General features: G+C 46.8%; 16 protein-coding genes and 1 tRNA gene. 12 read left to right on the forward strand and 5 right to left on the reverse strand.

All coding sequences use genetic code 11. The features are described from left to right. Positions 1-79 precede the first annotated feature (79 nt). The 4 genes from MMG82_RS01255 to MMG82_RS01270 all read left to right on the forward strand — a co-directional run bounded on the left by MMG82_RS01255 (position 80) and on the right by MMG82_RS01270 (position 7067). Entirely contained in the window at positions 80-1702 is a 1623-nt protein-coding gene (locus MMG82_RS01255; protein ID WP_241406295.1) for an alpha-glucosidase, read from the forward strand. A 139-nt stretch (positions 1703-1841) separates the two neighbouring features. Beyond that, a complete protein-coding gene (locus MMG82_RS01260) occupies positions 1842-3110 on the forward strand; it encodes a sugar MFS transporter (protein ID WP_037418202.1) in 1269 nt (422 codons plus the stop codon). 152 nt (positions 3111-3262) lie between these two features. Continuing rightward, the gene (locus MMG82_RS01265; RefSeq protein WP_172591123.1) at positions 3263-4477 is read left to right on the forward strand and encodes an RsmB/NOP family class I SAM-dependent RNA methyltransferase; all 1215 of its coding nucleotides are present in this window, start codon (positions 3263-3265) and stop codon (positions 4475-4477) included. 334 nt (positions 4478-4811) lie between these two features. Further along, complete coding sequence (locus MMG82_RS01270; protein ID WP_241406413.1) at positions 4812-7067, forward strand: EAL domain-containing protein; 2256 nt, start codon at positions 4812-4814, stop codon at positions 7065-7067. A 56-nt stretch (positions 7068-7123) separates the two neighbouring features. Here MMG82_RS01270 and MMG82_RS01275 read toward each other — a convergent pair whose 3' ends face one another. Beyond that, entirely contained in the window at positions 7124-8134 is a 1011-nt protein-coding gene (locus MMG82_RS01275) for a D-alanine--D-alanine ligase (protein ID WP_055647133.1), read from the reverse strand. A 240-nt stretch (positions 8135-8374) separates the two neighbouring features. Next, the gene (asnS, locus tag MMG82_RS01280) at positions 8375-9775 is read right to left on the reverse strand and encodes an asparagine--tRNA ligase (protein ID WP_037418214.1); all 1401 of its coding nucleotides are present in this window, start codon (positions 9773-9775) and stop codon (positions 8375-8377) included. 195 nt (positions 9776-9970) lie between these two features. Here asnS and MMG82_RS01285 point away from each other — a divergent pair, with 195 nt between their 5' ends. Further along, positions 9971-10306 carry a hypothetical protein gene (locus tag MMG82_RS01285; protein WP_241406296.1) on the forward strand — a complete coding sequence of 112 codons (336 nt, stop codon included), beginning with the start codon at positions 9971-9973 and terminating at the stop codon, positions 10304-10306. A 24-nt stretch (positions 10307-10330) separates the two neighbouring features. Here the strand turns inward: MMG82_RS01285 and MMG82_RS01290 are convergent, their stop codons facing one another. Together MMG82_RS01290 and pabB are read right to left on the reverse strand one after the other, a co-directional pair. Next, positions 10331-10918, reverse strand: a complete 588-nt coding sequence (locus MMG82_RS01290) for a CoA pyrophosphatase (protein ID WP_203431839.1) — start codon at positions 10916-10918, stop codon at positions 10331-10333. A gap of 23 nt (positions 10919-10941) precedes the next feature. Continuing rightward, positions 10942-12345 (reverse strand): aminodeoxychorismate synthase component I, encoded by a 1404-nt coding sequence (gene pabB / locus MMG82_RS01295; protein ID WP_241406297.1) that lies wholly within the window; start codon positions 12343-12345, stop codon positions 10942-10944. Between the two features lie 121 nt (positions 12346-12466). On the opposite strand from pabB, the gene MMG82_RS01300 reads away from it, so the two are divergent. The 4 genes from MMG82_RS01300 to MMG82_RS01315 all read left to right on the forward strand — a co-directional run bounded on the left by MMG82_RS01300 (position 12467) and on the right by MMG82_RS01315 (position 17961). Then, complete coding sequence (locus MMG82_RS01300; protein ID WP_203431837.1) at positions 12467-14017, forward strand: fumarate hydratase; 1551 nt, start codon at positions 12467-12469, stop codon at positions 14015-14017. A gap of 274 nt (positions 14018-14291) precedes the next feature. Then, positions 14292-16343, forward strand: a complete 2052-nt coding sequence (locus MMG82_RS01305) for a S9 family peptidase (protein WP_203431836.1) — start codon at positions 14292-14294, stop codon at positions 16341-16343. A 168-nt stretch (positions 16344-16511) separates the two neighbouring features. Then, complete coding sequence (locus MMG82_RS01310) at positions 16512-16970, forward strand: GNAT family N-acetyltransferase (protein ID WP_241406298.1); 459 nt, start codon at positions 16512-16514, stop codon at positions 16968-16970. 55 nt (positions 16971-17025) lie between these two features. After that, on the forward strand, positions 17026-17961 hold the full coding sequence (locus tag MMG82_RS01315) for a M14 family metallocarboxypeptidase (protein WP_241406299.1): 936 nt from the start codon (positions 17026-17028) through the stop codon (positions 17959-17961). A gap of 156 nt (positions 17962-18117) precedes the next feature. Here the strand turns inward: MMG82_RS01315 and adhE are convergent, their stop codons facing one another. Then, a complete protein-coding gene (gene adhE / locus MMG82_RS01320; RefSeq protein ID WP_241406300.1) occupies positions 18118-20718 on the reverse strand; it encodes a bifunctional acetaldehyde-CoA/alcohol dehydrogenase in 2601 nt (866 codons plus the stop codon). Between the two features lie 316 nt (positions 20719-21034). On the opposite strand from adhE, the gene MMG82_RS01325 reads away from it, so the two are divergent. The 3 genes from MMG82_RS01325 to MMG82_RS01335 all read left to right on the forward strand — a co-directional run bounded on the left by MMG82_RS01325 (position 21035) and on the right by MMG82_RS01335 (position 24209). Beyond that, positions 21035-21667 (forward strand): YchE family NAAT transporter, encoded by a 633-nt coding sequence (locus MMG82_RS01325; protein ID WP_011072194.1) that lies wholly within the window; start codon positions 21035-21037, stop codon positions 21665-21667. Between the two features lie 256 nt (positions 21668-21923). Continuing rightward, the gene (locus MMG82_RS01330; protein WP_037418232.1) at positions 21924-23918 is read left to right on the forward strand and encodes a nitrate- and nitrite sensing domain-containing protein; all 1995 of its coding nucleotides are present in this window, start codon (positions 21924-21926) and stop codon (positions 23916-23918) included. 203 nt (positions 23919-24121) lie between these two features. Then, positions 24122-24209, forward strand: a tRNA-Ser gene (locus MMG82_RS01335). The last annotated feature ends 12 nt before the right edge of the window (positions 24210-24221 follow it).

Genomic DNA, 24221 nt, shown 5'->3' on the forward strand with positions numbered 1-24221 from the left:
CTCCGCAGTAACATTGCTGTAACTGCCTGTTAGTGAGTTTTTGGGTTAGCTCGCTGAAGAATAAGGATAAAGGGGCATTATGAGTGAGTTAACCTGGTGGCGTGGCGCCGTAATTTATCAAGTCTATCCACGCAGCCTTTTAGATACCAATGGTGATGGCGTAGGCGATCTTCGCGGGATCATCACTAAGTTGGATTATATTGCCAGCCTGAATGTGGATGCCATTTGGATTTCACCCTTCTTCAAATCCCCCATGGCTGACTTTGGTTACGATATCAGTGATTATCGCGAGGTCGATCCCTTATTCGGTTCGATGCAGGATTTCGATGAGCTGATTGAAAAAGCCCATCAACGCGGTATTAAAGTCATTATCGACCAAGTGTTAAGCCATACCTCGGATCAACATGCGTGGTTTATCGAGAGTCGTGAGAACCGTACCAATCCTAAGGCCGATTGGTATGTGTGGGCGGATCCGAAGGAAGATGGTACCGCACCCAATAATTGGTTAGCGATCTTTGGTGGTTGCGCTTGGGAGTGGGAACCGCGCAGGCAACAATATTATCTGCACAACTTTTTGCGCAGCCAACCCGACATAAACTTCCACAATCCTGAAGTTCGTCAAGCCGTGTTAGATAATGTGGAGTTTTGGCTGAAGAAGGGTGTCGATGGTTTCCGCTTAGATGCCATTACCTTCTGTTATCACGATGAGCAGCTTCGAGATAATCCGGCAAAACCCAAGGATAAACGCCAAGGGCGGGGATTTAGTGAAGATAATCCCTATGCCTATCAGTACCATTATTACAATAACGATCGCCCACAAACGATTCAGTTTATTGAAGAATTACGCCAACTTATCAATCGTTATCCAGGCGCTGTGACCTTAGGTGAAGTTTCTGCTGAAGACTCACTCGCTGTAATGGCTGCCTATACCAAGGGCGAAGATCGGTTACACATGGCTTACAGTTTTGAGTTGCTGACCGATGACTACAGTGCCACTTATATTCGCCAAACGGTAGAAGCGCTGGAAGGCAGTATTGGCGATGGCTGGCCCTGCTGGGCAATAGGTAACCATGATGTGCAGCGGGTAGCGAGCCGTTGGGGGCGCGGTAAGCAAATACCCGATATGGTGAAAATGCTTAATGCGATGCTTTGTTCGCTGCGTGGCAGTGTCTGTAGTTATCAAGGGGAAGAGCTTGGCTTAACCGAAGCACCAATTGAATTTCACGAGTTACAAGACCCTTTCGGCAAAACCTTCTGGCCGATGTTTAAGGGGCGAGATGGTTGCCGTACTCCCATGCCATGGGAGCAACATGCAGATTTTGCAGGCTTTAGCCAAGTAACCCCTTGGTTACCAGTGACGAGCAAGCATCGAGCTCTGGCAGTTGATGTACAAGAAGCAGACCCCGCATCTATGTTACATGGTTATCGTCAGTTCCTTGCATGGCGCAAAGGTTATCCTATTTTGATTGAAGGGGAGATTGAGTTTCTCGATGCGCCAGAGCCGTTATTGGTGTTTGTGCGTAAACTTGGGGAACAGAAGCTATTGGTTTGCTTCAACCTATTAGACACTGAGACTCAGTTGTTGCTAGCAGGGCTTAAGTTACAGCAAGAATTAACCGGACATGGTTTAAAAACCGCACACTTGCAGGGTGATAACTTGATATTTTCAGCCTATGCCAGCTTCTATGCACTATTGGTCTAGTTGGTTGTATAAGTTAGCGGTCTTCCTGCTATGGCCTCAAACAAGCAGTGACAACTCGATTGTTACTGCTTGTTGTTTTACGCAAACGCCTAAGGGACATACCCTTTAGATAATAAAAACATGATTAGAGAGCACAACTATGGCGTCATCTATTAACACCAGCAGCCACACGACCAGCGTCAGCGGATCGGATAATGGCAACTACCGTTTTGCGCTAGTATCACTGACTTCACTGTTTTTTATGTGGGGATTTATCACTTGTTTAAACGATATTCTGATCCCCCACCTAAAAGCTGTTTTTTCACTCAATTACACCCAAGCGATGTTGATCCAGTTTTGTTTCTTTGGGGCTTATTTCTTGGTGTCTATTCCCGCAGGTCAACTTGTTAAACGACTTGGCTACCAAAAAGGGATTGTCACAGGCTTAGTGATTGCCAGTATCGGCTGTGGCTTGTTTTACCCTGCCGCATCCCTTGCAACCTACGGTTTATTTCTCGGCGCACTTTTTGTGCTTGCCTCAGGCATCACCATTTTACAGGTGGCAGCCAACCCCTATGTCAACGCCCTTGGTAGCGCAGAAACTGCATCGAGTCGTTTAAACCTGACACAAGCTTTTAACTCACTTGGCACCACAGTTGCGCCGTTTTTTGGGTCTATTTTGATTTTATCGGTGGCGGCAACGGCGTCTTCTGAATTAGCGCAAGCCAATGCCGAGGCGGAAGTCGTTAAACTGCCTTACTTGTTGCTCGCCGCAGCTCTTGCCGTACTTGCCATCATTTTTGCTAAGTTAGATTTGCCAGTGATCCGTGAACATACTGAAACAACTGGTGGGGTTCAAACCCATTTAGGTAAAACCAGCGCACTACAAAGCACGCATTTAGTGCTGGGCGCAGTGGGGATTTTTGTCTATGTGGGCGCAGAGGTTTCTATCGGTAGCTTCTTAGTCAACTTCCTTGGTGAATCACACATAGTCGGTATGCCAGAAGAACAAGCGGCCCATTACATCGCCTATTACTGGGGCGGCGCCATGGTTGGACGTTTTATCGGCTCGGCTGTGATGCAAAAAATCCCCGCAGGCACAGTGCTTGCCTTCAATGCCTTTATGGCGGCATTGTTAGTGTTGGTGGCCATGACAACTAGTGGTAGCATTGCCATGTGGGCGATTTTGGGCGTGGGATTATTTAACTCAATCATGTTTCCGACCATTTTCAGCTTAGCACTGCGAGATTTAGGTCCCCATACTTCCCAGGGCAGCGGTATCCTCTGTTTGGCCATTGTGGGCGGTGCGATTGTGCCATTATTGCAGGGCGTGTTAGCCGATAACTTAGGCATCCAACTGGCATTTATTCTGCCTGTGGTGTGCTACGGTTTTATTCTATTCTATGGTGCTCGGGGCTCTAAAATGTAAGAGCATTTGAGTGTTTTATGAAAGCGATCCCTGTGGATCGCTTTTTTATTAGGCTTTTGCAGTGCTTAATAGCAACTGAGCATCTGTTTACTTGCGTATTCGTGCCTGACCTCCTATGATCCCTCGGTTTTATTACTCACGGTGACCTGTAAATGTTGAATTCTCCGCTTTCTGCCAGCTCGAATGAATTAGTGATCAATATCTTAGCTATGGTGCTAAGCGAAGGAAAACCCTTAGACCGGGCTTATTCTCAGCATTTTTCAGGATTAAAGTTAGTACCCGCCGAGCAGGCGCGGATCGCGACTGTAACGGGCGATATTCTACGCCGCTTAAATCTTTACTGTTTCTTAGCCGATATCAAGCCGGAAGAAATGGCGCGTTTAGGCTCAAAGCTACTTAATGTGTGGCACTTATTTCACGCGTTGGAACTGCCTAAAATGCAGTACTCACTGCCAGTGGATACTGATGATTTAGCCGCGCGTATTGAACAGGCTAAAACTAACCCCGTACTTTGGGACGGTTGCCCGGAATGGTTAGATACCATGGGACGGGAGCAGTTGGGGGCTTCGTGGGAAAAAGAGCGCGCGGCCTTAAGCACGCCACCTAAACGTTTCCTGCGGGTTAATGGTTTAAAAGTCACCCGTGATGAATTAACGCAAAAATTAGCGGCCGAATTTGTCTCGACTCAAGCGGTCGAAAGCGTTGACTCTGCCCTTGAAGTGACATCGGATTCTGCACTGTTTCGTACAAATAGCTTTAAAGATGGCTTATTTGAGCAGCAAGATGCGGGCTCACAACGGGTAGCCGCAGCGCTCGATGCCAAACCGGGTATGCGAGTGATTGATGCCTGCGCCGGTGCTGGCGGAAAAACCTTGCATATTGCTGCACAAATGCAAGGTAAAGGGCGTTTGTTAGCGATGGATGTGGAGCAATGGAAACTCGACAATCTGAAAGAGCGCGCCCGTCGTAATGGTGCCCACAATATCGAAACACGGTTAATTGTCGGCTCTAAAACCATTAAACGCTTAAAACTTAGCGCCGATCGCGTCCTGCTCGATGTGCCCTGTTCTGGCCTTGGGGTATTAAAGCGTAATCCCGACGCCAAATGGCGTGATACCGATGAACGTTTACCTGTGTTGATGGAACTGCAAAAGCATATTCTCAGCAGTTACAGTCGCATGGTGAAGGTCGGTGGCATTGTGGTGTACGCGACTTGCTCGATTTTCCCCTGCGAAAACCGCGGTCAAGTGGATGCCTTTTTAGCTGAAAATCCCAATTTCCGTTTACTCGAGGATGAAACGATCAGTCCAGCCGATACTGGTTTTGATGGTTTTTATCTCGCAAAGCTTGAACGCATTCAAGAATAAACCGCAGTATATTCGTCTAATTTCCTAGAGGGTTGACGCTTCGAGATTACATGAAGTGTGCCCTTGCTAGAGCATGCTCGCGAAATGCGCTGTGATGTATGGTTGTTCTTATGGGAGGTCGAGTGGTTTTAAAAGACTTTTAGTGTAGGGACTTGCAACCCAACTGCGGCAAAAATAATCCTTTAACGTCAATATTCCTTAGACTAAAGCAACCTTTGGTTACACATCGAAAGGTTGCTTTAGCTTGTTTATACTCCTAAAATTCACTTCTAATTTACAAAGGTTAATCACCTTAGTAATGTCGTTACCTTACACGCTAACTGACAAGGGTACTATGGACGAAGGAATGCAGGTTGTAGGTGCGGTTGGTAAGTTAAGTGCCCCGTTTAATCAAAACGTTAGCCTCGAGTGTTACAACGGTATTCTTTCAATGCTGCTCAATGGTGCGCCATTGGCAGAAATTCTCCATGCCTTAGTGTTAAAAATTGAAGATCAACGCCTTGGCACCCACGCCTCGGTCTTATTGCTCAGTGAGGACGGTAAAAGAGTGCTCATGGGGGCCGCGCCCCATTTACCTGATAGTTATAATCAAGCTATCCATGGCGTCGAAATTGGCCCTGAGGCCGGTTCCTGTGGTACCGCGGCCTATACGGGGGAAAGGGTGATTGTTGAGGATATCGAACATCATCCTTATTGGGCCTTGTATAAATCCTATGCACTTGTTCATGGATTAAGAGCTTGTTGGTCTGAACCTATTAAAGATTCTCAAGGTAAGGTGCTTGGCACCTTTGCAATGTATTACAAAGTCATTAAATCCCCAACAGCTGCGGATTTAACCTTAATCGCTGAGGCAGCAAGATTAGCGAGTTTAGCGATAGAACGTAGTCGATCGCTGGAGTTTCAGCGTCTTGCAGTGAAAATATTTGATCGTTTACCCCTAGCACTGGTGATCACTAATGAAAAGCATTCGGTACTTTATGCCAACGATGCTTTTAAACTGATGGTTTGGCCACAGCCTGACCCTATTTTAGATTTTAATCCTGAGCTGTTTTTCTCTCCCTCTGAGCCCCATGAAATTGCTTCTCTCTTTAACCATCTCTCTGAGGGGAAGATGTGGCAGGGTGAACTGGTCGGTCTACGGAATAATGGTGAAACCTTTTATCTCGATTTAACCGTAACGGTTTTTCGTGAACCCCATAGTACAGATAATGGGTTTGCGTGGTTATTTTCTGACGTCAGTGAGCGTAAAAAAGCGGCTCAGTTAATCAAATATCAAGCGAATAATGATTCCCTGACGGGACTTGCTAACCGTAATGCCTTGTTTAGACAAATCCAAGAGCTTATTTGTGCCGATAGCCTAACGCCTGGCTTTAGCTTTATGTTGATGGATTTGGATAACTTTAAACAAGTAAACGATACCTACGGTCACGACAAAGGCGATGTCCTCTTAGTGCAGATGGTGGAACAGGTTAAAACTTGTTTGAACGAGCAGGCGGTGTTTGCACGCTTAGGTGGTGATGAGTTCGCCATCCTACTGCCAGGGGTTGTGACTCAAAGAGAACTGTCGCAACTCGCTGACAAGATCAATAAGCAGGTTTATCGACGTTATGAATTATCCCTCGATAAAGGCGTTTATAGCTCAGTGAGTATTGGTATTGCGCGATTCCCTGAAGATGCCCTCGATTTAGAGCAACTGTTAAACTGCGCTGACCAAGCGATGTATATCTCTAAGGCGAATGGCCGTAATAGATATCATTTTTTTACCGAACAAATGCAACAAAATGCAGAGCGTATTGCTAATTTACACACGCTACTTAAGCAAGCATTAGAGCAAAAAGCTTTCGAGTTGTACTTTCAACCGATAGTCGATGCGACAACGGGGCTAATTGTGCGTGCTGAGGTGCTACTGCGCTGGCAGCATGAAGGACAGTTTATTTCCCCCGATGAGTTTATCCCCATTGCTGAAAACAGTGGTTTAATTGTCAATATTGGCCGTTGTGTACGCCAAGCGGTGATGCAAACTATTATTGAAATGCAAGCGCTCGGTTGGCCGATGAGTTTAGCGATTAACGTGTCGACCTTTGAATTTTGGTCTCATGAGTTGCAGGATGAGTTTTGTGATTCGTTCGCCGATATTATTGAAGGTTTAGGGATAGAGGATTTTCCCTATGAGTTGATCACCTTGGAGATCACCGAATCCCTGTTAATGAAAAAACATACTCATTTAATTCAAGTGCTTAATGAGTTACGCGGTCGAGGTATTAGCATTTCCCTCGATGATTTTGGCACGGGTTATTCTTCGTTGTCTTATTTAGCGAATTTCCCTATTGATCAAATTAAGATCGACAAGAGCTTTATTGACAGGCTCGCGGAAGGTGAGCGACATCTTGCTTTGATTGAAGCGATAGTACGCTTAAGTCATGCACTTAATCTGCGAGTCACGGCGGAAGGGGTTGAAACTCAAGAACAGCTTAAGGTAATGATGGATAACCATATTCAAGAAATTCAGGGTTATCTATTTTATAAACCCATGCCCAAGGCCGCGTTTTTTGAATTACTGGCGAAACAAGCGGCCATGTCGCCGCGTTGATCATCATCTCAGACAATAAGAGCGCCATTGGCGCTCTTATTGTTTGATTAAGGTGGTTACTTTACCGCTAACTGACTGTTAATCACTAAACTTAAGTATTGGGTGAAATCATGCCCATGATTTTGCAGCATCTTAGGGAACATCGAAATGGGCGTCGAACCTGGGAAGGTATTGATTTCGTTCAGCAGGATTTCATTGTCCGCGGTTAAGAAAAAGTCGATACGGGACAGGTGACGTAACTTCATGCCTTTAAAGGCTTTAATCGCATAGGCTCGGATCTGATCGCTGATTTCAGTCGGTACATTTTGCGCGACGACATCGGTTCGCGCCTTACTGTTTTTCGCGTACTTTTCATCGAAGGTGTAGAAGGTATTGCTATCGCAGATGATTTCGCCGGGTAGGGTGGCGATCACTTCACCTTGATATTCGTAAACTGCGACTTCAAGTTCACGGGCTTTAATGGTTTTTTCAACAATCACGTAGGGGGCATAACCAAAGGCATCTTTGAGTACTTCGCTCACTTTGCTAGCCTCATCCACCTTATAGCAACCGACCGATGAGCCTTGAGACGCAGCCTTGACGAAAATTGACCCCCAATTTTCAAGTGCCGCTTGGGTTTGAGCAATGGCTTCATCATCGTATTGATTTAAAAAGATATAAGGTGTGTTGGGAATGCCTAAGGCGCTGAACCACATTTTGGCGGTGATCTTGTTAAAGCAGTTACTGCTCGCTTCGGATTCGCAACCAAAGTAGGGCAGTTGGATAAGATTAAAGTAAGACTGAATGTCGCCTGTCTCACCTGGATAACCGTGAATACAAGGGATCACATAATCCACGGGCCAAGGGGCTTTGCTCTCGTCACGAAAGCGGATCTCACGGTTATTGGTCAGCTCGCAGTCATCGCCTGCGGCGGTTTGGTATTGGCCAAATTTATCCAGTACTACACGTAGTACATTGAACTGTTCTGATTTTGCTAACGAGGTTTCAAAATAATTAGCCGACAGTAGGGAAATATCGTGTTCCGCACTTCCACCGCCGCACAGCAAAAGTAAATTGATCTTTGACATTATGATTCCTCGATTGAGCAAAATGCTGTTGAGTTGCTTCGTGCAACTACGCCACTAACATGCAACTGGGCTAAAAAATAACGACACTGTATTAGCCGCTGCCATCTTAGATTTCTTCGCCCCTAAAGCGCAAGGACTCTGGCTAAGCTGTTTGATTGAGTGATGAATTTTAGCGCAGTTTGACAGCAATAAAAAACGCGCTGTTAGCGCGTTTTAAGGACAACTTTCTAAGAAACGATATTAGAAGTTCGCGGTACGTGGTGCACGTGGGAATGGGATCACGTCACGGATGTTCGATACGCCAGTGACGTAAGACACTAAACGCTCAAAGCCTAGACCAAAACCTGCGTGTGGCACTGTGCCATAACGACGAAGATCGCGGTACCACCAGTAATCCTCTTTGTTCAGATCCATTTCCTCTAAACGCATATCCAGCACATCTAAACGCTCTTCACGTTGTGAACCACCGATGATTTCACCGATGCCAGGGGCTAACACGTCCATCGCGGCAACGGTTTTACCGTCTTCGTTAAGGCGCATGTAGAAGGCTTTGATATCTTTTGGATAGTTCTTCACAACCACTGGGGCTTTAAAGTGCTCTTCGGCCAGATAACGCTCGTGCTCAGAGGATAAGTCGATACCCCAAGACACTGGGAATTCGAACTCACGGCCACATTTTTGCAGAATATCTACTGCATCGGTGTAGTCCACTTGGGCGAAATCGCTCGAGACGAAGGATTGCAGACGCTCAATTACGGTTTTATCCACGTGTTGGGCGAAGAATTGCAAATCGTCCATACGCTCAGCTAATACTGCGTTGAAGGCGTATTTCAGCATGCCTTCAGCGAGACTGGCGATATCGCTTAAGGTGGCAAAGGCCACTTCGGGCTCAACCATCCAGAATTCCGCTAAGTGACGGCTAGTGTTTGAGTTTTCAGCACGGAAAGTCGGGCCAAAGGTATAGATTTTTGACAGGGCGCAGGCGTAGGTTTCGCCGTTTAATTGGCCCGATACGGTTAAGAAAGCCTCTTTACCGAAGAAATCTTTGTCGTAGTCTACTTTGCCATCACTGGTGCGTGGCAGGTTTTCCATATCCAGTGTGGATACACGGAACATTTCACCCGCGCCTTCACAGTCAGATGCGGTGATCAGCGGTGTAGATACCCACACGAAGCCATTTTCGTGGTAGAAACGGTGAATGGCTTGAGATAAACAGTTACGTACGCGAGCAACGGCACCAATGATGTTGGTACGTGGGCGTAAGTGCGCCAATTCACGTAAATGCTCAATAGAATGACGTTTAGCCGCCATTGGGTAAGTGTCTGGATCTTCAACCCAGCCAGTCACTTCAACTTGAGTCACTTGCAGCTCATAGGCTTGGCCCGCGCCTGGCGATTCAACAATCTCACCGGTTACGATCACCGAGCAGCCAGCAGTTAGCTTTAACACTTCGTTGTCGTAATTTTCTAAGCTATTTGGCACGACACCTTGAATAGGATTGAAGCAGGAGCCGTCATAGACTGCCAAAAAAGAGATGCCAGCTTTAGAGTCACGACGAGTTCTTACCCATCCACGTACGGTGACCGTAGAACCGACTGCGTGCTCACCTTTAAATACAGAAGCGACTGATGCAATACTCATTGTTGCTTAGTTCTCCAACGAAACGTTTTATATGAAAATTTTGGAGGTTTATATTACCTTGCTGGTGGCTTTTCTCAAGCTGAAAAAGGTATCCTGAGGTGAATATTACCGCTATTAAGCAATATATACCCAATCAACCACAATCCGACATCTTTAGGTTGTTTGGTTATCGTGTGTTAAACGTTCGGAGGCGATATGAGAAAAGTTAAAATATTCCAGCTCATCCTCGCGACATTATCTATTTTGGGTTGGGCATTGGCGGTGTACGCGCTGATGGTGTTTGGCGAGGCTCGCCCCGAACGAGAGGTCGGGTCCTACTTGAGTCGCGGTGAAACCTTCAGGCACTATTGGGACCCAAGCGAAACCGAATTACTGCAATATATCATCTGGGGCTGTGGTGCGATCAGTCTGATAAGTCTGGCGTTTAACTACTATGTTGCCCACCACAGTAAACTGGGTTATTGGTTTAATATTCCCTTGCTGCTGTTAACGTCGTTAGTGGCGGGCTTATATGTACATTTTGTGATTTAAATTATCCAAAAGAGCAATGCGACTTTACAGCATCTCCTCGGGCAGACTCACATGCCGACAGAGGTGATCGATGATCGCCGCTGTCGCTCCCCAGATAAAACGCTGTTGATACGGGATAAAGTGTACGCTGTAATAACGGCCTTTGCGTAAGAATGCGTTACGATGCCGATGGCTTGGTTCGATAAAAAAACTTAAAGGCACTGTAAAACAATCGGCAACCTCGCCTGGATCGAGCCTTAAGGTAAAATCTTGCTTGATGATCCCGACCACTGGGGTAATTTCAAACCCAGTAAAGGTATTGTGGGCAGGGAAAGTACCTATCACATCCACATTTTCTCGGCAAAGACCAATTTCCTCTTCGGCTTCTCGTAATGCCGCCATAATCGCACTTGGATCACTGGGTTCAATCTTTCCTCCCGGAAAACTGATTTGCCCTGGGTGCGCCCGAAGATGCATGGGTCTTTGGGTTAAAATCAGATTGAGCTCGCCTTGGATTTCCTGCAAGGGAATTAACACCGCCGCTTTTCGCAGTCCTTGGTGAGGGAGCGCCGCCGGATCTTGCTTAGCTAATGGGTGTAGATTGAATCTGAGTCTAAATTCCGCTTGTTCCATAGGTTTCCCACCATTCCTGTCGATTATTGAGGGCTATCTAACAAGGGTAAGATTCGACTGACTTTATCGAAGCTTTCTTGATATTCGGCATCGACATTGGAGTCGGCGACGATCCCTCCGCCAGCCCAACAATAGAGCTTGCCGCGCTCGGCAACAATAGTGCGGATGGTAATGCTCGTATCCATTTGCCCATCTTGGCTGATATAGCCTATTGAACCACAATACAGACTGCGGCGTGAGGGTTCCAGTTCTTCAATAATTTCCATGGCGCGAATTTTAGGGGCGCCAGTAATTGAACCGCCGGGAAAGGCTGCCCGCAGTAAGTCACTGGCGTGGTATTGTGGATCGAGTTTAGCGGTGACGGTACTCACTAAATGGTGCACAGCCGGAAAACTTTCTATGGCAAATAAGTGCGGTACTTGCACTGACCCGGGCGCCGCTACTTTGCCGATATCATTACGTAGCAAATCCACAATCATCACGTTTTCGGCGCGATCTTTAGGGGAATTGGCGAGTGTTTGTGCCACCTGTTTATCCCGATCTGGATCGGCATGACGTGGCAAGGTGCCTTTAATCGGTTTGGTTTGAATATCATCCCCGCGCAGCTGAATAAAACGCTCAGGCGAAATCGATAAAATCGCGTTGGCCTCAAGCCGCATAAAGGCAGAGAAGGGCGCCTGATTGGCACTGCGCAGTTTGCAGTAGGCGAGCCATTCATCGCCTTGATACTCAGCTTCAAATCGCTGAGTTAAATTAATTTGATAGCAATCACCGCTTTGTAGATATGCTTGTACTTGATTAAATTTTGAGGTGTACTGGGCTTTGGTGAGTTGCGCCGACCAAGGGCTTGTGAGACTAAACTCAGCCTGTTTTGTGGTGTTGGCTATTTTTGCTTCAATTATGTTCAATTGAGTATCGAGCGCTGCATCGCCTAAATAGTGCACCATAAACCAGCTTTGCTGCTGATAGTCAAAAATCAATGCCCAGTCGTAAAAGCCAATATTCATCTCGCCGAGGTGAATATCCTTAGCCGCTGTGCTGGGTAACTGTTCAATTCGGCGGCCTAAATCATAACTAAAACTGCCCATAGCGCCGCCACTAAAGGGCAAATTGCAGCTAAAGGATTGTGGATACCAATGGCGCAATAGTTGATTGACCAGCGTAAAGGGATCATCAGTTGCACTCATTTGGGTGGGTATGGTTAATTCGGGCAACTGAATTAGGATATCGGTCAGTTCACCATGGGTGATCAGGGTGGCAATAGGATTTGCGCAAATAATATCGAATTTAGCGTCCTGATGGGGCGCATTGGCGGAGTCGAGCACGATGGCCCAAGGCTCGGCTGCAAAGTGTTCGAAGATTGCTGCTGTGCTGAATGTCCAGTCAAGTTGGCGTACTGCCAGCGGTAATGCCGCCCTATTTGCCATCTATTAACCCTATCTAAAAATGTGATGTAGCCCAAAAAGATGGGAAAGAGTATCATATTGGCCCAGAAAGAATTACACAAAAAACAAGTAAGGCCCTAAAGGCTGCTGGAGCGCACCTACTATGTCATCTCACCATGAAACGTCTGAAAATGTAGTGATTAAACAAGCCGACTTCATTGAAAGTGTGGCGGATGCCCTGCAATACATCTCCTATTACCATCCCAAAGATTTTGTCGATGCCATGAGCGAAGCTTATGAGCGTGAGCAAAGTGCGGCGGCGAAGGATGCGATTGCCCAAATTTTGATTAACTCGCGTATGTCTGCCGAAGGCAAACGTCCATTGTGCCAAGACACGGGTATCGTGACCACCTTCGTTAAGATTGGTATGGGGGTTAAGTGGGACAAAACCGATATGACCGTGCAACAAATGGTCGATGAAGGTGTTCGTCGCGCTTATACCAACCCAGATAATCCACTGCGAGCATCGATTGTGGCCGATCCTGCCGGTAGCCGTAAAAACACTAAAGACAACACCCCATCTGTGGTGCATATCGATATGGTGCCTGGTAACCATGTTGAAGTCGCTATCGCCGCCAAAGGCGGCGGCAGTGAAAACAAAGCCAAGATGGTGATGTTAAACCCATCTGACGATATCGCCGCTTGGGTTGAAAAAACGCTGCCAACGATGGGCGCGGGCTGGTGTCCTCCAGGTATGCTCGGCATCGGTATTGGCGGCACCGCTGAAAAAGCGGCAGTGCTGGCCAAAGAAGCCTTGATGGAAAGCGTGGATATCCATGAGTTAATGGCGCGCGGCGCACAAACTACCGAAGAAAAACTGCGTTTAGACATTTTCGAGCGTGCTAACAACTTAGGTATTGGTGCTCAAGGTCTTGGCGGGTTAACCACAGTGTTAGACGTGAAAATCAAATCTGCGCCGACTCATGCAGCATCAAAACCTGTGGTGATGATCCCGAACTGCGCGGCAACGCGCCACGTTCACTTCCATTTAGATGGAACTGGTCCTGCTGATCTTACTCCACCATCGCTGAGCGACTGGCCAGAAATCACCCGTGAAGTGGGCAGCGATGTGCGCCGTGTTAACTTAGACACTGTCACACAAGCGGATATCGAGCAGTGGAAGAGCGGTGAAACCATTCTGTTAAGCGGTAAAATGCTGACCGGACGTGACGCTGCCCATAAGCGTATCCAAAGCCTGATTGAAAGCGGCGAAGGTTTACCAGAAGGCGTCGACTTTACTGGTAAGTTTATCTACTACGTTGGCCCAGTTGACCCCGTCGGTAATGAAGTTGTAGGTCCTGCTGGCCCAACAACCGCGACCCGTATGGATAAGTTCACCGATCTGATGCTAGAAAAAACTGGCCTGATGGGCATGATTGGTAAGGCTGAGCGTGGTCCTGCGACCGTTGAATCTATCAAGAAACACAAAGCTGTTTACCTGATGGCCGTTGGCGGCGCGGCTTACTTAGTGTCAAAAGCCATTAAGAAATCCCGCGTGGTGGCTTTTGCCGATTTAGGTATGGAAGCGATTTACGAGTTCGACGTTGAAGATATGCCTGTGACTGTAGCGGTTGACTCAAACGGCGTGAATGCCCATGAAACGGGGCCAGCGATTTGGAAAGTCAATATCGCTAACGCTAAAGCTAAAGCCTAAGTAAATAGCCTAAACAAATAGCCTTCTTGCAAAAGTGTCGCTTTTTTAAGCGGGATTTGAGCAAGATAGCGAGGCGAGTGGTACTCAATCAGACTATTCTTGATTGACTGACAATTTGTCACAAAAAAATCCGCTCAAGTACGCCTTTTGGCTTGCTTGAGCGTTTTTGTTTCGTTAGTGTGGCAAACTTATCTTCATAGAGACGATTGATGTTCGTTTTGACCGTTCATTCGGTACAACTACCGAATGTGTTTAACAAAAGATGGATATAACAATGAAAATAGCTCCTCTCCTATTGGCGCTTGGCGCGGCAGGTTTGGCCTGCTCTGCCCATGCGGCCGATCCTAAGCCTTTTACTGTGCAACAGCTGGTTAAACTCAACAAATTGCATTCAGCCGTGGTATCTCACGACGGTACAAAACTGGTCTACGGCCTGAAAACCGTTAATGACAAGGGAGAGGCAAGCTCGGATTTATATCTTCTCGATCTGACGCAAGTAGATGCGAAACCGCTGCAGCTCACTTCTGCCGCCGGTACTGAGCACGATGTCAGCTTCGCAAACGATGACAAATCGATTTATTTCCTCGCCAGCCGCAGCGGGTCAAGCCAACTGTTCCAACTGCCATTAACCGGTGGTGAAGCGCAGCAAGTTTCTGATCTGCCATTGGATATTGATGGTTACAAACTCTCTAACGATGGCAAGCAAATCGTGCTTAGTATGCGCGTCTTTCCAGAGTGTAAAGACTTAGCGTGCTCAAAAGACAAATTTAAGGCCGAAGAAGAGCGTAAATCGACGGGCCGTGAATACAAGCAGTTGATGGTACGTCACTGGGATACTTGGGAAGACCATGCCCGTAATCACTTATTTGTTGGCGCCCTCAACGGTGAAAAGCTGACTAAAGTGGTGGATATCACTCAAGGCTTAGACACCGAAACGCCGCCTAAACCATTCTCAGGCATGGAAGAAGTGACTTTCACCCCAGATGGCCAATATGTGGTGTACAGCGCTAAGGCGCCAAGTAAAGATCAAGCTTGGACCACCAATTACGATTTGTGGCAGGTGAGTGTGAATGGCGGCAAAGCCACTAACTTAACCGCCGATAACATCGCTTGGGACGCGCAGCCAACATTCTCAAGCGATGGTCGTTATATGGCGTACCTCGCGATGACTAAACCTGGCTTTGAGGCCGATCGTTACCGCATCATGTTGCGTGATACCAGCACCGGACAGTCGAAGGAAGTGGCACCGCTGTGGGATAGAAGCCCAAGCTCGCTGATGTTTGCACCGGACAACCGCACTCTGTATGTGACGGCGCAGGACATTGGCCAAGTGTCTATTTTTAAAGTGAATACTCAATTTGGTGATGTGCAGTCTGTCTATAGTGACGGCAGTAATAGCCTGATTGCGATCGCCGATGATCAACTGATCTTCGACAGCAAAACCTTAGTTGAGCCGGGCGATCTGTATCGCATCAACACCGACGGCCAAGGCCTGAAACGTCTAACCGAAGTCAACAAAGACAAACTGGCCGAAATTAAATTCGGTGAATTCCAACAATTTAGCTTTAAGGGTTGGAACAACGAAGATGTTTACGGCTACTGGATCAAACCTGCCAACTACCAAGAAGGCAAAAAGTATCCGATTGCATACCTAGTCCACGGCGGTCCGCAAGGTTCATTTGGCAACGGTTTCAGTGGTCGTTGGAATGCCCAGTTATGGGCGGGCGCGGGTTACGGCGTTGTGATGGTGGATTTCCACGGTTCAACCGGTTACGGCCAAGCCTTTACCGATTCTATTAGCCAAGATTGGGGCGGTAAGCCATTAGAAGACTTGCAAAAAGGTCTGGCTGCGGTAAGCCAACAACAAAAATGGCTCGATCCACAAAATGCCTGTGCCTTAGGTGGCTCTTACGGCGGCTACATGATGAACTGGATCCAAGGTAACTGGAACGATGGCTTTAAGTGCCTCGTTAACCACGCGGGTCTGTTCGATATGCGCTCCATGTACTATGTGACCGAAGAAGTCTGGTTCCCAGAGCATGAGTTTGGCGGCACTTATCAGGATAACAAAGCCTTATATGAGCAGTTCAACCCCGTTAACTATGTCGAAAACTGGAAAACCCCGATGCTGGTTATCCATGGCGAGAAGGATTTCCGTGTGCCTTATGGTCAAGGATTAGCAGCATTTAGCTTTATGCAACGTAAGGGGATTCCATCTGAATTGCTGATTTTCCCTGATGAAAATCACTGGATCTTAAAGCCAGAAAACCTAGAACAATGGTACGCGAATGTGTTCCGTTGGATGGACAGCTGGACGAAAAAGTAACCGAGGATGATGGACTTAAATCCACTGTGTACTAAGTCCCATTAACTTGTTGCCAAAGCCAGAACCCTGTTCTGGCTTTTTAATAATCGTATTATTTATATCCAGCTAATCTCACCGTTGAACGAATGGGATTAAATACTGGCTACTGTTATCTATCAAGGAATAAAGATGCTGATCAGAGCGGCGAGTACAACAGATATTGAAGCGATAAGCGCGTTAATTACTCAGCTTACACAGGTTTATATCGCTCCCACGTGCACTAATATGGGCGCTGAAACCTTAGTCAACGCCATGTCGGTTGAGTCGGTGGCTCATTATTTTGCCTTAGGTTATCAATATCATGTTGCAATGAATGAGACTGGCGAACTTGTCGGTGTGGTGGGTATGAAGGATAACAGTCATCTTTATCATCTATTTGTGGCGGATATTGCCAAGGGGCAAGGCCTGTCGCGTCAGCTGTGGGAGCATGCTAAAGCTGAGTGTCTGGCCAAGGGGAATCTCGGCACGTTTACCGTGAACTCGGCGGTGAATGCGCTGCCTGTCTATCAGCGCTTTGGCTTTATTGCGCAAGGTGATATTCGTGAGCGCGGTGGGATCCGCGATATTCCAATGCAACTCGTGCTTTGAGCTATAACAACCTTTAACCATAAGACCAAAACATAAAATCAGAAGAAGAGAACCTATGGCGAATGTAAGTTTTTACCCAATCGGGACAGTCGGTGAAAAATGGGGCGATGCCGAAAAGGCCGCATGGTTTGCTAGTACGCAAATTAAGCGTTCTTACCAAGATAATGTTGTCGCGCCACTAAAAGCGATGGAGTCACAACTGGCCGAATTAGGGCTGAATGTGGTGCAATATGGCGCTTTATCGATTGATCCAGCGCGTTATCCCTTGTTTGCGGTTAAATCTGCTACGTTCGATCCGAACAAGAAAACCGTTTTAGTCACAGGTGGCGTACACGGCTACGAAACCAGTGGTGTGCATGGCGCCTTGGCTTTTTTGGCTAACAACGCGGCTCACTATGCTGAGCGCGTAAACTTAGTGGTGGCAGTGTGTGTAAGCCCTTGGGGTTATGAGACCATTAATCGCTGGAACCCGAAAGCTATCGATCCAAACCGCTCGTTTTATGCCAATAGCCCAGCAGAAGAGTCGGCAGCATTGATGGCACTGGTGGCAAGTGTCCCACAAGGTTTTGATGTGCATGTGGATTTACATGAAACCACTGACTCGGATGAAGATGAATTTCGTCCAGCCTTGGCCGCGCGTGACGGCAAAGACTTTATCCCCGGCACCATTCCTGATGGTTTTTATGCTGTAGGCGATACCGAAAATCCGCAGGATGCTTTTCAAAAGGCGATTATCGATGGCGTGAGCAAAGTGACTCACATCGCGCCTGCCGATGACAAGGGCGAGATTATCGGCTCAACGGTAGTGCAACACGGGGTGATCAATTACCCATTGAAAGCGCTAGGTTTATGCAGCAGTGTGACGGGCTGTATTTATAACACCACCACAGAAGTGTATCCCGACAGCCCATCGGCCACGCCTGCTGAGTGCAATTTAGCTCAAGTTGCGGCGATTACCAGTGCCATCGACTATGTGTTAGCACTGAATTAATTGAGTTTGTTACTTATTTGATATCAAGCTCGCAAGTCAATCGTAACGTTGTGTACTGCGTCATCAATTGATTTTGCTTAAGTTAAAACGATAAAAGCCCTCAAACGAGGGCTTTTGCATTTAACGATTTTTCTTGCCTAGACATTATATTAAGCACTATTGCTCGGTGAAGGGGCGGCCATAGTAGCTGTCGAGTAGTAGCTGTTTTAGCTCGCTAATTAGCGGATAGCGAGGGTTGGCACCAGTACATTGGTCATCGAAGGCATCCTCGGCAAGCATATCTACTTTGGCGAGGAAGTCGGCTTCGTTAACTCCGGCTTCTTGGATTGACGCAGGAATGCCCAGCGTCTTCTTGAGCTGCTCGATTTTCTCCAGCAATTTTTCAACTTTTTGCGCATCTGAGTTGCCACCTAGGGCTAAATGATCGGCAATGGCCGCGTAACGACACAGAGCTTTTGGTCTGTCGTATTGGCTGAATGCAGCTTGCTTAGTCGGTAAGTCCGTCGCATTAAAGCGGATAACGTTACTGATCAGCAGCGCGTTCGCCAGCCCGTGGGCTAAGTGAAACTCGGCGCCCAGCTTGTGAGCCATAGAGTGGCAGATCCCAAGGAAGGCGTTGGCAAAGGCGATACCGGCTATGGTGGCGCCATTATGCACTTTTTCACGGGCAATGGGGGATGCGGCGCCAAGCTGATAAGCATCAGGCAGATATTTGCACAGCAGGTCAAGAGCTTGCAGGGCTTGACCATCGCTGTACTCGTTCGCCATCACGCTGACATAGGCTTCGAGCGCGTGGGTGATCGCATCGATTCCGCCGAAAGCGGTTAAGGATTTCGGCATATCCATCACCAGATTCGGGTCAACAATCGCCATATTAGGGGTGAGTTGATAGTCGGCAATGGGATATTTTTTGCCGGTTTGTTCATCGGTGACCACGGCAAAAGGTGTGACTTCAGAGCCAGTACCGGAAGTGGTCGGTATCGCCACCATAGTGGCTTTGACGCCCATTTTAGGGAATTTATAGATACGTTTACGGATATCCATAAAACGCAGTGCTAAATCGGCAAAGTCGACATCGGGATGCTCGTACATCACCCAAATAATCTTGGCTGCATCCATGGGGGAGCCACCGCCTAAGGCAATAATCACATCGGGTTTAAAGCTATTGGCCACTTTGGCACCTTGGCGCACTGTGGCTAGTGTGGGGTCGGCTTCCACTTCGTAAAAGACTTCGGTTTCAAGACCTTGGGCTTTTAAAATCTTTAAGGTTTCGTCGCAATAACCTTGGTTAAACAGGAATCTGTCGGTCACAATGAGGGCGCGCTTTTTATCACTCAATTCTTCAAGCGCAATAGGTAAGCTGCCGCGGCGGAAGTAGATAGACGAAGGAAGCTTGTGCCACAGCATGTTTTCAGCCCTCTTAGCGACGGTTTTTTTATTGATTAAATGGCTTGGGCCGACGTTTTCAGAAATCGAGTTTCCACCCCAAGAGCCACAACCTAAGGTGAGTGAGGGGGCGAGTTTAAAGTTGTACAGGTCGCCAATTCCGCCTTGTGAGGCTGGAGTGTTGATTAGAATTCGCGCGGTTTTCATTCTAAAACCAAAGGTTTTTACCCGCTCGGTTTGGGTATCTTGGTCGGTATATAAGCCTGATGTGTGGCCAATCCCGCCTAAGGCGACCAAGGCTTCAGCCTTATCGACGGCGTCATTAAAATCGGCTGCGCGGTACATGCCAAGTAAAGGAGAGAGTTTTTCGTGGGCAAAGGCTTCGGCCTCAGTGATATCGGTGACTTCACCAATTAAGACCTTAGTGGTGTGAGGGACATCAATGCCCGCCATTTGCGCTATGGTTGCGGCGCTTTGGCCGACGATGTCGGCATTTAAGCCGCCATTTTTAAGGATGACTTGTTGCATTGCAGCGGTTTGCGCCGCATTTAAGAGATAACCACCATGGGTGGCAAAGCGCTCTTTGACTTGCTCGTAGATGCTATCGACCACGATCACCGCTTGCTCTGAGGCACACACCACACCGTTATCGAAGGTTTTAGACATCAGAATCGAGCTAACCGCACGTTTTATATCGGCGGTTTCATCAATCACAATTGGGGTATTACCTGCGCCGACACCAATGGCAGGTTTGCCTGAAGAGTAGGCAGCTTTCACCATACCTGGGCCGCCCGTAGCGAGGATAAGATTCACTTTAGGATGGGTCATCAATTGATTCGAAAGTGCCACACTGGGCTCATCAATCCAACCGATAATGTCCTTGGGCGCGCCGGCGGCAATGGCGGCATCTAATACCAGTTTAGCCGCAGTGGTGGTCGAGACTTTTGCCCTTGGGTGAGGCGAGAAAATAATCGCATTACGGGTTTTAAGGCTGATCAACGCTTTGAAAATGGCGGTGGAGGTGGGATTGGTGGTGGGGACAATCCCACAGATAATACCCACGGGCTCGGCGATAGTGATGGTGCCGAAGGTGGGGTCCTCGGACAAAATTCCGCAGGTTTTTTCATCCTTGTACTTGTTATAAATGTACTCTGAGGCAAAGTGGTTTTTAATCACTTTGTCTTCAATCACCCCCATTCGGGTTTCGGCGGCGGCCATTTTCGCAAGTGATATGCGTGCATCGGCGGCGGCGAGTGCGGCGGAGCGGAAAATCGCATCGACTTGGGCTTGACTGTAACTGGCATATTCGGCTTGCGCTTTGGCGACGCGCTCGACCATGAGATCCAGTTCTTGGGCGTTGGTTACTGTCATGATTAAGACTCCTAAAAAGATTTAGGGAATGCACGATTCGCTAACTCTTCTTTATGGTGAAAAATTACACCTAAAGCCTAAGGTAAAGTGTGATCTTGCGGTCAATTTAGGGTTTTTATGTAATAAAAATACGTCAATTGCGATCTTATGTGTCTTTTGTGTCTAAAATAAGCCGAGTACAGTAAACAGATATTACTCAAACTTGTGATTTAACCTCAAAAATCTCATTTTTCAGTCATCTGTGCTTAAGCTACTATACTTGCCCTTAAGTTTAGTTTGATGAAATTGGCGTGACACGCTCAATAAGGATAGTCACTTGGAGTTAACACTTTACGTTAAATTTTTTCTTGGCCTGGTTGCCATTATCAACCCTATTGGTTTGTTGCCAGTGTTTGTGAGCTTAACCAGCCATCAAACTGAAGCCGAGCGTAACCATACGGGTAAAGTGGCTAACTTTGCGGTGGTGGTGATCCTGTTGGTGACCATAGTCGCGGGACAACATATTTTGAATATGTTTAGCATTTCACTTTCGGCTTTCAGGATCGCTGGTGGCACGCTGATCGCGATTATTGCGATGTCGATGTTGCAGGGTAAATTGGGCGAAGTAAAACGTAACCAAGAGGAAGACCGCGAATCTTCGGCTATGGAGTCCGTGGCGGTTGTGCCGTTAGCCTTGCCGTTAATGGCTGGTCCAGGGGCGATTAGCTCGGTGATTGTGTTTGCCGCTGAGCATAATTCATTATCCAATTTTATTGCGATGTTTATTACCGTGATTATTTTTGGTTTAGTGAGTTTTGGCCTGTTTCGAATGGCATCTATTATCTATAAAATTTTAGGTAAAACAGGAATTAACGTGATTACCCGTCTTATGGGATTATTAATGCTCTCGATTGGTATCGAAGTCATTGCCGCTGGGATTAAAGGCTTATTCCCACAACTTTTTAGCTAAAAATCGGAATGCGGGAGGCCATTTCCTCCCGCTGTTGCGGTTGCAGTTTTCATTTGTTTTTATCACACGAAATTTTCTCCCTTGGCCTTATTTATAGCCTTATCTCGAAAAGCCGTTGTAGCCTTGTATTGTCGCAACCATTTGTTTTTATAATAATTAGTATTTTCTAAATTAGCGTTATTCTATCGTTATCATTAACATCCTGTGCTATATAATAGGTTAACAATTTAGCCCTAAGTCGATTAAGGATATCCCTATGAAATGGCAATGGATTGGCAACCTCAGCTTAAAGCAAAAATTACTCATGGTTGTATTGCCCCCTTTATTCGCGTGTTTTTTATATGGCGCGCTATTTCTCATCGAAAAGTATGAATATCGTCAAGAGCTGAAAGTCGTCGTGCAGCTAAGCGAATTGGCGGTGACAAACAGTAACTTTGTCCATGAGTTGCAAAAAGAACGGGGCATGAGTGCCGGATTTATTGCTTCAGCGGGCAAGGCATTCGCGGGCAAAATACCCAGTCAAAGGCAATTGACTGATACTCAGCTCAAATATTTCCAATCTTTTATTGAAAACCACAATTTGCCCGCAGTGTTTACGCCGAAACTGCGCGATCTAAATACTCAACTCAGTAAATTAGCTTCAATTCGCTCGCAGGTTGATAACCTGTCAATCAGTGTTGCCGATGAAGTAGCCTATTATACGGCGCTCAACCGAGAGCTACTTGCGATTGTTGATGAGACTGCTAAAACGGGTGCTAATCAAGAAATTGCCATCAAAGCGGCTGCATTTAGTGCCTTCCTACAAATGAAAGAACGGGCAGGGATTGAGAGGGCAGTATTAAGTTCGACATTTGGACAAGCAGGGTTTAAGCCTAAGGTTTACGCAAAGTTTATTACCCTAGTTTCTGAGCAAAATAGCTATTTAGAGCGTTTTATTGCATTGGCAACACCTAATTTGGTTGATGCCATTAACCGCATTCAAAATTCTAATGAAGTTAAAGACGTTGAATCGCTAAGACAAATTGCATTTGACCAAGATAACCAGAAAATTCAACAACAAAATCCAGAAGACTGGTTTGCTAAATCTTCAGCTCGGATTGACAGCTTGCGGGATTTTGAGCAGCAAGTTTCAGCTGATCTTTTGAATATCACCCATGAACGTCTTGCATCTGCCAATCAACAAATGTTTTTTGTGTTGGCGACGTTAAGCTTGGTGCTGATCATTGTTCTTTTGCTCAGTTTATCGGTGATCCGATACTTACATACGAGTGTGCATCATCTTTATTCCACGGTTACACAAGCACGAAAACACTACGACCTCAGTGTTCGGTTAAACCACAGCAGCCAAGATGAATTTGGTGAACTTGCCTTAGCTTTCAACGAGATGATGAGTGATTTTGAAAACGTTATCTTACAAGTGCGTGCCAGTGCTAGCAAACTACAGCAGGCGGTTGAACAAATGGATGTTTGCACCCATGCCATGGAGCAAGATGTGATGGCAGGCCACAGTGAGGCTGAGCAAGTGGCATCGGCGATGACAGAAATGAGTGCGACCGTTGCCGAAATTGCGAGTAATGCTGTACAGGCATCAGAAGCATCAAATTCGGCTAACCAAGAGGCCAAAACCGGTAACCTTGAAGTTGGCAGAACCAGCAAAGCAATAAAAGCACTAGCGGATGATATTAATGGTGCTTCACAGGCCATCAATGAACTCGATAGAGAAATTCACGGTATTGTGGTGGTATTAGATGTAATTAACAGCATTGCAGAACAAACTAATCTGTTAGCACTTAACGCCGCAATTGAGGCCGCCAGAGCTGGTGAGATGGGTAGGGGATTTGCCGTGGTAGCCGATGAGGTCAGAAGCTTAGCGCAGCGTTCGCAGACATCGACGTCTGACATTAAGAATATGACTGACAGATTAAAGTCCAGCGCTAATTTAGCGGTAAAAGCCATGGATCGCGGATTAGCACAGGCCAATACCAGCGTCCAAGAAGCGGAGCAAGCAGGTATTGAACTTAAGCGTATTGTTGAACAAGTCGATATCATTAACCGCATGAATGAACAAATTGCGACAGCCACCCATGAACAATCCGCAGTGTCTGAAGATGTAAATCGTAATGCGTTAAAGATCAGCGATATTTACTTAAACACTCAACGTATCTCCGATGAGCTAAGGGAATTGACTAAAGCATTGACCTATGACTCCGAACTCATGTCTAAAGAAGTCCATAAATTTACTGTAAAATAGTGCGTTGGTTAATTTTAGCGCCTTGAACGAGGGCGGTTTGTCTAGCAATTGTGCAACCGCCTGAAATCGATTCTTTTTTACTTGACCATACAAAGGCTTTTGCGTACAGTACCGCTCCGTTAACGATGAAAGCTTACACGTTAAGCATTATTCAATTCGATTAACCGTGTTCATTGACACGTAAAAGCTAATGATAACAATCTGGTGAGATGTCCGAGTGGCCGAAGGAGCACGCCTGGAAAGTGTGTATACGGAAACGTATCGAGGGTTCGACTCCCTCTCTCACCGCCACATTTAAGCAAA

Origin of the sequence: Shewanella sp. MM_2022_3 (genome assembly GCF_022557375.1) — a bacterium.
Classification (GTDB): Bacteria; Pseudomonadota; Gammaproteobacteria; order Enterobacterales; family Shewanellaceae; genus Shewanella; species Shewanella xiamenensis.